Source organism: Pseudarthrobacter sp. NIBRBAC000502770 (assembly GCF_006517815.1).
Lineage (GTDB): Bacteria > Actinomycetota > Actinomycetes > Actinomycetales > Micrococcaceae > Arthrobacter > Arthrobacter niigatensis.
The window spans coordinates 894418-906824 of the sequence record NZ_CP041198.1; the positions used below are offsets into that span (position 1 = coordinate 894418).

Genomic DNA, 12407 nt, shown 5'->3' on the forward strand with positions numbered 1-12407 from the left:
AGGCCGGCCATGGAGATAGGGTAGCGGTATGACAGTTTTTGCCGTTGAGTACGTTTATGCCGCCAACTCCACTGAAACCCGCAACGAGGTCCGCCCCGCGCACCGGGAATGGACAGGCAGGCTGGCGCAGGACAGCGTCATCGTGGCCAGCGGACCCTACGGCGACGGCGCCGGTGCCCTGCTGATCTTCAAGGCATCAGACGAAGCCGCCCTTAACTCGATCCTCAAGCAGGATCCTTTCGCCAAGGCCGGCGTGATTGCCGGTACCCGCATCACGGAATGGTCCCCGGTAACCGGCATGCTGGCCGGGATCGCCGCGTAGCCGCTTTTCTACCCTTTCAACTCAAGGAGTCCACGTGACCTCGGTCAGCCTGGGAATGCCGTCAGCACCACCGCCCGTCCTTGCCCCCCGCCGCAAGACGCGCCAAATCAAAGTCGGCTCGGTAGGCGTCGGATCTGATTTCCCCATCAGCGTGCAGTCCATGACCACCACGCCCACCACGGACATCAACGCCACCCTGCAGCAAATCGCCGAACTCACGGCGTCCGGCTGCGACATTGTGCGCGTGGCCTGCCCCTCCGCCGACGATGCCGAGGCGCTGCCCATCATCGCCCGGAAGTCCCAGATCCCCGTCATCGCGGACATCCACTTCCAGCCGAAGTACGTCTTCGCGGCCATCGAGGCCGGGTGCGCGGCAGTGCGCGTGAACCCCGGAAACATCCGCAAATTCGATGACCAGGTAAAAGAAATCGCCGCCGCGGCCAAGGACCACGGAACCTCGATCCGCATCGGGGTCAACGCAGGATCCCTGGAGCCAGGAATCCTCAAGAAGTACGGCAAGGCCACCCCGGAGGCGCTGGTTGAATCGGCAGTCTGGGAAGCTTCGCTCTTCGAGGAGCACGGCTTCCACGACTTCAAGATTTCCGTGAAGCATAACGACCCCGTAGTCATGGTGGCCGCCTACGAAATGCTCGCCGAAAAGGGCGACTGGCCCCTCCACCTGGGCGTCACCGAAGCCGGGCCTGCCTTCCAGGGCACCATCAAGTCCGCCACCGCGTTCGGGGCACTCCTCTCCCGGGGCATCGGCGACACCATCCGGGTGTCCCTCTCCGCGCCGCCGGTGGAGGAAATCAAGGTAGGCAACCAGATCCTCCAATCGCTGAACCTGCGGCCCCGCAAACTTGAAATCGTGTCCTGTCCTTCCTGCGGCCGCGCCCAGGTGGACGTGTACACCCTGGCCGAGCAGGTCACTGCCGGGCTGGAAGGGATGGAGATCCCGTTGCGCGTGGCGGTCATGGGCTGCGTCGTGAACGGGCCCGGTGAGGCGCGCGAGGCTGACCTCGGTGTCGCCTCCGGCAACGGCAAGGGGCAGATCTTCGTTAAGGGCGAGGTCATCAAGACTGTTCCCGAGAGCGCAATTGTTGAGACACTGATCGAAGAGGCTATGCGTATCGCGGAAGAGATGGGGGAGGCCGATGGCGAAGATGCTGTCAAAGGTAGCCCCGTGGTTAGCGTCTCGTAGGGACGCGGCAGACCCCGCGGGGCTTTCCGTCCGTATCCTGGACGGCCAGGATACCCCGGCGCTGACAGTGCTGGCCCAGCGGGATCCGGTGACCAACGTCTTCATCCTCTCGCATCTCCGGGCCACGGGGACGGCGGCGCCCACCAGCGGTGGGGCCGGGGTCATCGGGGTTTTCGACGACGGCATCCTCACGGGCGCGTGCTGGGCCGGGGCCAACCTGGTTCCGGTCCAGCTTGATCCCGCCCTGGCCCCGCTGGTGGCGGAGGCCGCCAACACTTCCGGGCGCCGGTATGCGTCCGCTTTTGGGCCCGCTGACGCGGTGCTTGCACTCCATACCCAACTCGCCGGGTTGGGCCACCGGGCCCATGAGGTCCGTGACGACCAGCCCCTGATGGTTATTGAGGGGCCGGCGTTGGTACAGCCCAACCCCGGACTGGCCCTGGGCAACCTCGCCGATTTCGACCGCATCCTGCCCGCCTGCGCCGCAATGTTCGAGGAAGAGGTAGGTTATTCGCCCTACCTGGGCGGCAGGGAGTTCTACAGCCGCCGCGTGGAGGGCCTCATCAGGCAGGGGCACTCCATGGTCCACCTCAACGACCAGGGGGACGTGGTGTTCAAGGCGGAGCTTGGGGCAGTCACGGACCACGTCACCCAGGTCCAGGGCGTGTGGATGAACCCGGTCTTCCGTGGCCAGGGGCTCAGTGCCGGCTACATGTCCGCCGTGGTGGAAAAGGCCCAGCAACTGGCCCCCGTGACCAGTCTCTACGTCAACGGATTCAACACCAGGGCGCGGTCCACCTACGAACGCGTAGGCTTCCGCCAGGTGGGCACCTTCGCTACAGTTCTCTTCTAGCCGGCGATCACCGGCAGCACGCAGAATATTGGGGGAAAATTGAAGACGTCGGTGCTGGGAACTTTCGCGGTCTCTGTCCTTCTTGCCACAGCAGTCTCCGCCTGTGGTGGAACATCCGAACCGAAAGCGGCCGGGTCCACACCCGCAGCCCCTGCCGGCACCGCCACAACTGTTGCCGCCACCCCCACGCCATCCCCATCCCCGACAGCCAAGGCGTATACCGCCGGAGAACTCGCGGCCATCGTCGGGCAGGTGAGGGACTCCGCCGACCGGAGGCTGACCGTCCTGCCCAGCGCAGACATTGCCACCACGCTGGAACAAACGAAGGCAATGCTTTCCTCCATCGACGTCAAACCGGCCGAGTGCAAGGAACTCGCAGCCTCGAGTACTGTCCCGTCCGTCGATGGCGCCGCCATGGCCGTGGGCATGGGCACCGACGCTGCCACAGGGGCCGTCACTGCGCTGTCCCTGGTGTCCGGCCTGGACCAAAGCTTCCTTGCCAGGCTCAAGGGCCAGCAGGACCAGCTGGCAAAGTGCTCCTCAATGACCATGACGGCCTCGGGCATGGAGGTGGCCGTCACCGTCACGGCGCTGCAGGGAGTCAGCAGCCGTCCCGGCACCATCGCCTACCGCACCGACACAGCCTTGCCCGATGGGCAGAAGCAGTCCACGGTCACGGCGCAGGTTGTCCAGCAGGGCGTAGTGCTTACCTCGGTGGCTTCCGGCGGCGCCAGCGAGGCAGACGCCGTGCAGCGCGCAGGGGCGCTCATCGAATCGGCCGGTGCGCTGGTCAAGTAAACACCCGGCGGCTGAAGAAACAATGTGCGTCAATCGCAGCAAGCGGATTCCAAAAAATAAAAACTCTTGTCAAACGTGCGCACGATCACATAAGTTCGATCTAGCTGCGCTGGAAGTGGGGTGGGCGGTCTCACCAGTCCTCACCAGTACTAAGGCGATAACGGCGTCGAGCCACGCCCGGATGCGATGACCAGCCCTATTGGGGGGCCAGGGGCTTTGCATTCCCGGGCGTGGCTCTACTGTTTTCCCGGCGTGGCCCTGGGCGGCTGCGGCCCGCCAGTCCGTACCGTTCGTTCCCTGCCGGTAGATTAGTACCCAGACGAATTGTCCGGCCCTGCTGACCCAGCACTTCCCCAGAAACGGATACCACCCGTGGTCCTACGACTTTCCCAGCTTTTCCTGCGCACGCTGCGCGAAGACCCCGTCGATGCCGAGGTCGCCAGCCACAAACTCCTGGTCCGCGCCGGCTACATCCGCCGCGCCGCCCCCGGCATCTACACCTGGCTGCCGCTGGGGCTCAGCGTCCTGCGCAAGGTCGAGGAGATCATCCGCCAGGAAATGGCCGCCATCGGTGCCCAGGAAGTCCACTTCCCCGCCCTGCTGCCCCGGGAACCGTATGAGGCCACCAACCGCTGGACCGAATACGGCGAAGGATTGTTCCGGCTGCAGGACCGCAAGGGCGCAGACTACCTGCTGGCCCCCACGCACGAGGAGATGTTCACACTCCTGGTCAAGGACCTGTACTCGTCCTACAAAGACCTGCCGCTGAGCCTTTACCAGATCCAGAACAAGTACCGCGACGAGGCGCGCCCCCGCGCGGGACTCCTCCGCGGCCGCGAATTCATCATGAAGGACTCCTACTCCTTCGACGTGGACGACGCCGGCCTGGAGGCCAGCTACGCCGCGCACCGCGCCGCCTACCTGAAGATATTCGAACGCCTGGGGCTCGAGGTTGTGCCGGTCGCGGCCACCGCCGGCGCAATGGGCGGGTCCAGGAGCGAGGAATTCCTGTTCCCCACCGAGATCGGCGAGGACACCTTCGTCCGCTCCGCAGGCGGCTACGCGGCCAATGTGGAGGCCGTGACCACGGTGGTTCCCGAGGAGATCGACTTCACCAACGCCCCGGCTGCGGAGGTCCTGGACACCCCGGACACCCCCACCATCGAGACCCTGGTGGCCGCGTCCAACCAGATCGCCCCGCGCGCGGAGGCCGACGGCGGCGCCTGGACGGCCGCCGACACGCTTAAGAACGTGGTCCTCGCCGTCACCCTCCCCACGGGTGAGCGGCAGCTGGTGGTCATTGGCGTCCCGGGCGACCGGGCCGTCGACCTCAAGCGCGTCGAAGCGAACATTGGCTCGTTCCTGCCCATCTCGGGCGAGATCGGACTCGAGCAGGCCGGCGAGGAGGACCTGAAGAAGCAGCCGCTGATCGTCAAGGGCTACCTGGGACCGGGCCTTACCCTGGACCAGGCACTTCTCGGCGCCGAAAGCGCAACAAAGCTCCTGTACCTGGTGGACCCCCGGGTGGTTCGCGGAACCGCCTGGATCACGGGCGCCAACCAGGCCGGCAAGCACGTCTTCGGCCTCGTGGCAGGCCGTGACTTCACCTGGGACGGCGTCATCGAGTGCACCGAAGTCCGCGCCGGCGATCCCTCTCCGGACGGCTCCGGCCCCCTGGAAACCGCCCGCGGCATCGAAATGGGCCACATTTTCCAGCTGGGCCGCAAGTACGCCGAAGCGCTGGACCTGAAGGTGCTCGACCAGAACGGCAAGCAGGTGGTGGTCACCATGGGTTCGTACGGCGTCGGTGTCACCCGTGCCGTGGCCGCGCTGGCTGAGGCCAACCATGACGAGCGCGGACTGGTCTGGCCCCGCACCGTGGCCCCTGCCGATGTGCACGTGGTGGCCGCGGGCCGGGGTGAGGAGATCTTCCAGGCAGCCGAGAAGCTCTCGGCAGACCTTGAAGCAGCAGGCCTTTCAGTCATCTACGACGACCGCCCCAAGGTCTCGCCCGGCGTGAAGTTCGGCGACGCTGAACTGGTGGGCGTCCCCACCATCCTGGCAGTGGGCCGCGGCCTGGTGGACGGCGTGGTGGAGATCAAGGACCGCCGCAGCGGTGAGGCCGAGAACATCGAGGTGGACAAAGCCGTCGACTACGTGGTCAACGCCGTCCGCAACCAGTGATCTCCGGCTTCGAGTCGATCCAGCTCACCACGATCATCCTGATTGTGGTGGCTGGATTCGCAGCCGGCTGGGTTGACGCGGTGGTGGGCGGCGGAGGACTCATCCAGCTTCCGGCGCTGCTCCTGGTGCCCGGCATCGCGCCCGTCCAGGCGCTTGCCACCAACAAGATGGGCTCCATTTTCGGAACCGCCACCAGCGCCGCCACGTACTACCGGAGGGTGGGGCCGGACCTCCGGACGGCCGTCCCCATGGCCGTCATTGCCCTGGCGGGCAGCTTCGGCGGAGCCAGCCTGGCGGCCACCCTGCCGGCCGGAGTCTTCAAGCCCATCATCGTGGTGGCGCTGGTCGCCGTCGCGCTCTTCACCGCCCTGAAACCGAATGTCGGTGAGCTGACGGCGCTCCGGCACGCGGGCCACCGCCACTACGTCGTTGCCTGCCTCATCGGTGCCGTGATCGGCTTCTACGACGGACTCATCGGGCCCGGGACGGGATCCTTCCTGGTCATAGCCCTGGTGTCCGCCATGGGATACGCCTTCCTGGAGGCCAGTGCCAAGGCAAAGATCGTCAACATGGCCACCAACGCCGGGGCGCTGCTGTTCTTTGCCCCGCACGGGTCCATCCTGTGGGGGATCGGCCTGGTCCTCGGCGCGGCGAACATGGCCGGCGGCTACCTCGGTGCCCGGACCGCGGTGCAGCAAGGCAGCAAGTTTGTGCGGGTGGTCTTCCTTGTGGTCGTCGCGGCTTTGATCCTCAAACTCGGCTACGACGTCTGGCAGGAAAACTTCGCCTGACCCCTGGCCAGGACTGGTCCTCGTGGCACTCGCCCGCCCGGCGTAGCATGCAGGTATGGCACACGGCGATGACGAGTATGCCGCGGCACTGGCGGCCGCAGCAAGGCACTCGCAGGCCTGGTTGGCCAGCCTCCGGCACCGCCCCGTGGGACCAAGGCTGCATGCGTCAGACCTTGGCGGGGTGTTCGGTGGTCCGTTGCCCGAAGCGGGCGTGCCGGCCGCTGAAGTGATCGACTTCCTGGCCACGAACGCCGAGCCCGGACTGATGGCAATGCCCTCCGGCCGGTTCTTCGGCTGGGTCATCGGCGGCACCCTGCCTGCCGCCCTGGCGTCCGACTGGCTGGTCAGCGCCTGGGACCAGAACGCAGGACTCCGCTACGCCACCCCAGCCACCGCCGCCATCGAGGAAGCCGCCGGACAGTGGGTACTTGAACTGCTGGGCCTGCCGTCCGGAGCCGATGTCGGATTCGTTACCGGCGCCACCATGGCAAATTTCACGGGGATGGCTGCTGCCCGCTGGCGGTTGCTGGCCGACGCCGGCTGGGACCTGGACCGCGATGGGCTCTCCGGTGCGCCACGCATCCGCTGCTTTGTGGGCCGCGAACGGCATGACACCGTTGACCTTGGCCTGCGCTACCTGGGCCTTGGACAGCCGGAACAGGTCGACGCTGACGGCCTGGGCCGCCTTGTTCCCGATGCACTCGATGCCGCCCTTGCTTCCGGGAGCGGTCCGGCGCTGGTGTGCCTCCAGGCCGGCAACCTGCACTCGGGCGCCTTCGATCCCTTTGCCGAAGCCATCGCCGTGGCGCGCAAACATGGCGCTTGGGTCCACATCGATGGCGCCTTCGGCCTGTGGGCGGCTGCCGCGCCGGACCTGCGGCACCTCACCCAGGGGTTTGAAGAAGCGGACTCCTGGGGCACGGACGCCCACAAGACCTTGAACGTTCCCTATGACTGCGGCATTGCCATCGTCCGGGACCCGTCTGCACTGCGGGCCGCGATGGGACTGCATGCGAGCTACTTGGTGCACGACGCCGAAGGCCCCGGAGATCCTTTCGAGAAGGTCCCGGAGCTGTCCCGCCGCGCGCGGGGAGTGCCGGTATGGGCGGCCCTGAAAAGCCTGGGCCGGGACGGTGTGGCGGCCCAGGTGGGCGGCCTGGCCGCTGCGGCCAGGGCCATCGCTGCGGGGCTGGCGGCACTGGACGGGGTGGAGGTCCTCAACGACGTCGGCTACACCCAGGTGTGCCTGGCGTTCGGGGACGATGCCACCACCCGGGCGGTCACCGCCCGCATCATCGAGGAGGGAAAGGTCTGGATGTCCGGTTCGCGCTGGCAGGACCGGGACATCCTCCGGGTGTCGGTGAGTAACTGGCACACGGGGGGCGAGGACGTGGCCACGGCAGTGGACGCTGTCCGGTCAGCGCTGGCCGCCGTGAAGGGCCCGGCCTAGAGGACTCCTGGGCCCGCCGGGCGTCCGGACCGCGTGTGGTGCCGGACTGCCCCGGGCGGTGCCGGGCCTTATCCGTCCTGTCCGGGCCCGGGAAGGGAATGTGGGTGGGGAAGGCCGGCCAGGGTGTTCCCGGCGAGGGTGCTGGCTACCCAAAGCGAGCGGGCCAGGTCTCCCCGGTGCCCGTTCCGGAAATACCACAGCGCGTTGTCGACTTCCCTGGCGATGGCCCATTCCCGGGCCGCGTCCGGGTCCAGCCCTGCGGCGGCACTGAAGTTCTGGCAGCGCTCCACCAGCGCAGGACCCGGCAGGGCAGCAGGGAGGTCTTTGAGGCGGTTCCACAGCAGCGGAGCAACCGCGAACCCGGCCTCGCCGATCATGGGCTGGGGGTCGATCGCCGCGTAGCCGGCCGGAGTTGCCCCCGCTGTCCCCGGCCGCGCCAGGACGTTGTCGAAATGCAGGTCCGTGTGGACCAGGACATCGTATGCGGACCGGCGTCCCACCGCGCCGCGCGTCTGGCAAACCTCCAGGGCCGCCTCCAACAGCCACCTGGGAAAAGGACGGCCCAGTTGATCCCAGTCAGCGGGCAGGTCGTCGCTCCATTGCTCAGCCCGGGCGGCTATGTGGCTGAATTCCTGCCACTCCGGGCGGTGGTCCGGGACCAGCCCCAATTCCCGTACCAGCCCGCCCCACACGTGCACGGCTTCATCGATCGGCAGGGCGGCCAGTGAGCGGCCGGCCTCAAGGCGCTCCAGCAGCATGGCGCACGACGCGCCGTCCGAGGCCAGCAGGAGAACGGCGCCGCGGCCGCCCCAGAGCGCCAGCGCATGCCGCTCCACCTGGGCCTCGTCATGGGGAAAAGCGATTTTGAGGGCTGCGGGGGATCCGTCGTCCTGCCGCACCGGGACCACGAGGCCGCCGTGGCCGCTCCACGGGAAGCTTCCTGGCTCCAGGTCCACCTCCAGGTGCCACTGCTCCAGGCGATCGGCCAGCAGGCCAGGCAGGCCGCCAAGCCAGTCCCGGCCGGCGCCGCTGCGTGCATAGCGGGCAGCGAGCCTGGGCGGGATGGGGACCGCGGGCACCACGGGGCGTGGCACTGCGGGATCAGACAACACCGGAAGCGCCGAGCAGGTTGCCGATCATGAACGTCGCCGCCAGCGCGAGGGCCCCGCCCACCACTACCCGTACTGCTGCCCGGGTCTTCGACCCGCCGCCGATCCAGGCCCCGAGGGCGCCGGTCAACGCCAGGGCCACCAGTACCGAGATGAACGTGAGTGGTACCCGGATGCCCGGCGGCGGCAACAGGATGGCCAGCATGGGCAGGACGGCCCCGATGGTGAAGGCGATTGCCGAGGCAAAGGCGGCATGCCAGGGGCTGACGATGTCAGCTTCGTCGATGTTGAGTTCGGCGGACAGATGCGCCGCCAGGACGTCATGGGCCGTCAGTTCCTTGGCAACCTTGGCCGCCGTTTCGGCGGTGAGGCCCTTCTCCTGGTAGATGGCGGCCAGCTCCGCCAGTTCAGCTTCCGGATCCTCGGCCAGCTCACGCCGTTCCTTCTCGATCAGCGCCCGCTGGCTGTCGCTCTGGCTGCTGACGGAAACGTACTCACCCAGCGCCATGGACACTGCCCCGCCCACCACACCGGCCACACCCGCGGTGAGGATGGGGGCCACCTCAGGAGTGGCCCCGGCCACGCCCACCACGATCGCGGCAACCGAGACGATGCCGTCGTTGGCGCCCAGGACACCGGCACGCAGCCAGTTAAGCCGGTGCGCAGTGTCGTCACCGTGCGGTTCCGCCTCGGGGTGCCGGCCCAGGCCCCGGCCCGCTGCCGTGGGTTCCGGACGTCCGGCCGTTTCGTCCGCGTTCATCCCTTCAGCAAACCATCCCGGGCCGCCCAACGCCACCCTCCCGGAGGCCTTCCCTGCGGGACTGCGCCAAGGGCCGGAAAGCTGCGCGGTTCCGGACCGGGTTCAGGAAGCAACGGACGACGGCCGGGGTCCGGCGGCACGGCCGTCCCCGGCGGGAAGCCCAGGCAATTGGCCTGCGTCCAGGGTGAGGCCCGGAACGGGGCCCGGATCCGCACCCCACCGAAGGGTGCGGGCGGCGGCTGACCGAAGGGCTGCCAGCGCCCACTTCCGGTCCTGGCCCTGCGCAGCCGCCACCAAATCGCCATAGGCCACCACCGTGGCCGCCTCAAGCCTGCCCAGCGCCGCCGCCGGGGCAGCCAGGAAACCGGGATCAAGGACGTACCCGGGCTGTTGCGGTACCTCCGTACCGCAGGCCAGCCGCAGGCGTTCCACCGCCGCGGCAGCCAGTTCCTTGTGCGCACCCAGGAATTCCGACGCCGGGCCGGCGTCGGCGGGTGCGAGGCGGGGGAGCGCTGCCTGGTAGCCGTAGACGGCCTGCTGTTCGGCGGACACGGCGGCGGCCAATGCGGCGGGGGATGAAACAGCGGGAGCCGGCGCGGCAGCCCGGGCAGGTGGGGACGGGCACGGCGACGCAGGCTGTGCTGTTGCCTGGACCTCGGTGCCGGGTCCTGCCGCCTCCGGCGGCACGGGAACCCCGGCTGCGGAAGCCAACTGGGCGGCGGCGAGGAGCTGTGCGGTGCCGGTGCCGGCCAAAAGCCGGGCCATGCCGCCGTCGGCCGTCTCCGCGTCCTTGAGGCGGGCTGTCCCGCTGACGGCCAGGGCCCGGACCAGCTCGGCGGTGTTTTGCGGACCGGCGTCTGCGGACGGCGTCGCCGCTGCCGGTGGCGGGGACGCCTCCGTGGGTGCGGACGGGGACCCGGACGCGGGGGCCAACAGGGCCCTGGCCTGAATGGTCAGCAAGGTCACAACAGGGCCCAGCGCAGTGGATTGGCTGGTGTCTGCTGATGCAAGGGCCAATCCTGCAGTGCGCATTTCCAGGACCGCACTGAGGGCCGCCGCCCGGGCCCGCTCGGAAAACGGCGGCTCGGCAGGGACAGGTCTTTCCGCGGGAATCAGGGCAAAACCGAGGCTCAGGACAACCAGGGCGGCAAGGGCAAGGACGGCATATCGGAACGGGCGCATGCCGTGCTTGGGGTCCGGGCGGCGGTCTTTCACAACAGACCATGGTGTCACGCTGAGGGGGCACCCGGGTGCACCACTGGGCCGGTAAAATAGCTACGCTAGTAAACACCACATCATCTATAGGGAGGGCGGCCGGCATCGTGAGCAATGCAGAAGCCACAGCTTCACCAGACCACACCGGTACGGGAAGCGGATCCGCGCCGGCCCACAATCCCGAAGCCGCCCGGCTCCGGGCCCTCCTGGAACCCGCCGTCCAGGCCAACCGCCTGTACCTTGAGGACGTAGCCATCATCCCCGGCTCCCACCGCGTGGTCCACGTGGTGGTGGACCTGCCGCAGGAAGAGACCGGCGGAGTCAGCCTGGACGTCATTGCGGACATCTCCAAGGTGCTCTCCGATGTCCTGGACAACGACCCCAACGACGACGGCCGCCCCTATGACCTCGAAGTGTCCTCACCCGGCGTCGGGCGTCCCCTCACCGAACCCCGGCACTGGCACCGCGCCCGCGGCCGGATGGTCAAGGTCAACGTCATCCAGGGCGAAAACGTCACCGGCCGCATCCAGGCCGTGGACGGCGGGGGAGTGACGCTCATCCCCGAAGTGCCCGTCAAGAAGGGCATGAAGCCCCGGCAGGGCGAACCAGTAACGCTTCCTTTCGACAGGATCCGCAACGGAAAAGTCGAGATCGAATTCAGCCACCTCCCGGAGGATGGTCTGGAACCTGAACACAATGGACCTTCCGAGGAGGCCTGATGGATATTGACATGAGCGCACTGAGACTTTTGGAGCGTGAGCGTGAAATCCCGCTGGACCTCCTGATCCCCACCATCGAGCAGGCGCTCCTGGTGGCGTATCACAAGTCGCCCGGCGCCTTCGAAAAAGCGCGCGCCGAACTCGACCGCAAGAGCGGCCACGTCACCATCTGGGCTGTCGAAATTGACGACGACGGCGCCCCCATCGGTGAATTCGAGCACACCCCCGAAGGCTTTGGCCGCATCGCCGCAAGCACCGCACGGCAGATCATCCTGCAGCGGCTCCGCGACGTCGAGGACGACAACGTCCTGGGCGAATTCAAGGGCCGTGAGGGCGAACTGGTATCCGGCACCATCCAGCAGGGAAACAACCCGCACATGATCCAGGTCAACCTTGGATCGCTGGAGGCGCTCCTGCCGCCGCCCGAACAGGTTCCCGGTGAAAAGTACATCCACGGCAACCGGCTCCGCGCCCTGGTCATTGACGTGCACCGCGGCACCAAGGGCCCGTCCGTGACGCTGTCCCGCTCGCACCCGGGCCTGGTCCGTAAGCTCTTCGAACTCGAAGTACCCGAAATCGCCGACCATTCGGTGGAAATCGTGGCGCTGGCCCGCGAAGCCGGGCACCGCACCAAGATTGCCGTGAAGGCCAACACGCCGGGGATCAACGCCAAGGGCGCCTGCATCGGTGAAATGGGCTCCCGCGTCCGCGCCGTCATGAACGAACTGAACGACGAAAAGATCGACATCGTCGACTTCAGCGAGAACCCGGCAACCTTCATTGCCAGCGCCCTGTCGCCGTCGCGCGTGAATTCGGTCACCATCACGGACGAGGCCACGCGCTCCGCCCGGGTCGTGGTCCCGGACTACCAGCTGTCCCTGGCCATCGGCAAGGAGGGCCAGAACGCCCGCCTGGCGGCCAAGTTGACCGGGTGGCGCATCGACATCGTCTCCGACGCCGCGGGCAACCGCGATAAGTGAGGTCCGGCCCGGGCGGCTGATGCAG

12 protein-coding genes are annotated in these 12407 nt (G+C 67.7%); 9 read left to right on the forward strand and 3 right to left on the reverse strand.

Translation table 11 applies throughout. The features are described 5' to 3' along the window. Positions 1-28 precede the first annotated feature (28 nt). The 7 genes from NIBR502770_RS04415 to NIBR502770_RS04445 all read left to right on the forward strand — a co-directional run bounded on the left by NIBR502770_RS04415 (position 29) and on the right by NIBR502770_RS04445 (position 7599). Complete coding sequence (locus NIBR502770_RS04415) at positions 29-322, forward strand: YciI family protein (RefSeq protein ID WP_141181151.1); 294 nt, start codon at positions 29-31, stop codon at positions 320-322. Between the two features lie 34 nt (positions 323-356). After that, a complete protein-coding gene (gene ispG / locus NIBR502770_RS04420; protein WP_141161002.1) occupies positions 357-1523 on the forward strand; it encodes a flavodoxin-dependent (E)-4-hydroxy-3-methylbut-2-enyl-diphosphate synthase in 1167 nt (388 codons plus the stop codon). Beyond that, a complete protein-coding gene (locus NIBR502770_RS04425; protein ID WP_141183316.1) occupies positions 1486-2376 on the forward strand; it encodes a GNAT family N-acetyltransferase in 891 nt (296 codons plus the stop codon). Before ispG ends, NIBR502770_RS04425 begins: the two co-directional genes overlap by 38 nt. Before the next feature lie 39 nt (positions 2377-2415). Then, positions 2416-3174, forward strand: coding sequence for a hypothetical protein (locus tag NIBR502770_RS04430; RefSeq protein WP_141181152.1), 759 nt, complete (start codon positions 2416-2418; stop codon positions 3172-3174). Positions 3175-3546: 372 nt separating this feature from the next. Further along, entirely contained in the window at positions 3547-5358 is a 1812-nt protein-coding gene (locus NIBR502770_RS04435; protein ID WP_141181153.1) for a proline--tRNA ligase, read from the forward strand. Beyond that, positions 5355-6149, forward strand: a complete 795-nt coding sequence (locus NIBR502770_RS04440; protein WP_141181154.1) for a TSUP family transporter — start codon at positions 5355-5357, stop codon at positions 6147-6149. The genes NIBR502770_RS04435 and NIBR502770_RS04440 overlap by 4 nt, the downstream gene beginning before the upstream one ends. A gap of 55 nt (positions 6150-6204) precedes the next feature. After that, the gene (locus NIBR502770_RS04445; RefSeq protein WP_141181155.1) at positions 6205-7599 is read left to right on the forward strand and encodes a pyridoxal-dependent decarboxylase; all 1395 of its coding nucleotides are present in this window, start codon (positions 6205-6207) and stop codon (positions 7597-7599) included. 68 nt (positions 7600-7667) lie between these two features. Here NIBR502770_RS04445 and NIBR502770_RS04450 read toward each other — a convergent pair whose 3' ends face one another. The 3 genes from NIBR502770_RS04450 to NIBR502770_RS04460 all read right to left on the reverse strand — a co-directional run bounded on the left by NIBR502770_RS04450 (position 7668) and on the right by NIBR502770_RS04460 (position 10683). Continuing rightward, positions 7668-8708 (reverse strand): aminoglycoside phosphotransferase family protein, encoded by a 1041-nt coding sequence (locus tag NIBR502770_RS04450; protein WP_246857398.1) that lies wholly within the window; start codon positions 8706-8708, stop codon positions 7668-7670. Then, the gene (locus NIBR502770_RS04455) at positions 8701-9468 is read right to left on the reverse strand and encodes a VIT family protein (protein WP_141181156.1); all 768 of its coding nucleotides are present in this window, start codon (positions 9466-9468) and stop codon (positions 8701-8703) included. The genes NIBR502770_RS04450 and NIBR502770_RS04455 overlap by 8 nt, the downstream gene beginning before the upstream one ends. Positions 9469-9570: 102 nt before the next feature. Next, positions 9571-10683 (reverse strand): DUF4439 domain-containing protein, encoded by a 1113-nt coding sequence (locus NIBR502770_RS04460; RefSeq protein WP_246857399.1) that lies wholly within the window; start codon positions 10681-10683, stop codon positions 9571-9573. 107 nt (positions 10684-10790) lie between these two features. On the opposite strand from NIBR502770_RS04460, the gene rimP reads away from it, so the two are divergent. Together rimP and nusA are read left to right on the forward strand one after the other, a co-directional pair. After that, positions 10791-11402 (forward strand): ribosome maturation factor RimP, encoded by a 612-nt coding sequence (rimP, locus tag NIBR502770_RS04465; protein ID WP_141181157.1) that lies wholly within the window; start codon positions 10791-10793, stop codon positions 11400-11402. Beyond that, positions 11402-12382 (forward strand): transcription termination factor NusA, encoded by a 981-nt coding sequence (gene nusA, locus NIBR502770_RS04470; RefSeq protein ID WP_141160995.1) that lies wholly within the window; start codon positions 11402-11404, stop codon positions 12380-12382. Before rimP ends, nusA begins: the two co-directional genes overlap by 1 nt. Positions 12383-12407: the final 25 nt, after the last annotated feature.

Excerpts from the sequence above, each read along its gene's own strand:
- NIBR502770_RS04415 (WP_141181151.1), top strand. The coding sequence starts at position 29 with ATGACAGTTTTTGCCGTTGAGTACGTTTATGCCGCCAACTCCACTGAA.
- NIBR502770_RS04425 (WP_141183316.1), top strand. The coding sequence starts at position 1,486 with ATGCTGTCAAAGGTAGCCCCGTGGTTAGCGTCTCGTAGGGACGCGGCA.
- NIBR502770_RS04445 (WP_141181155.1), top strand. The coding sequence starts at position 6,205 with ATGGCACACGGCGATGACGAGTATGCCGCGGCACTGGCGGCCGCAGCA.
- NIBR502770_RS04455 (WP_141181156.1), bottom strand. The coding sequence starts at position 9,468 with ATGAACGCGGACGAAACGGCCGGACGTCCGGAACCCACGGCAGCGGGC.
- nusA (WP_141160995.1), top strand. The coding sequence starts at position 11,402 with ATGGATATTGACATGAGCGCACTGAGACTTTTGGAGCGTGAGCGTGAA.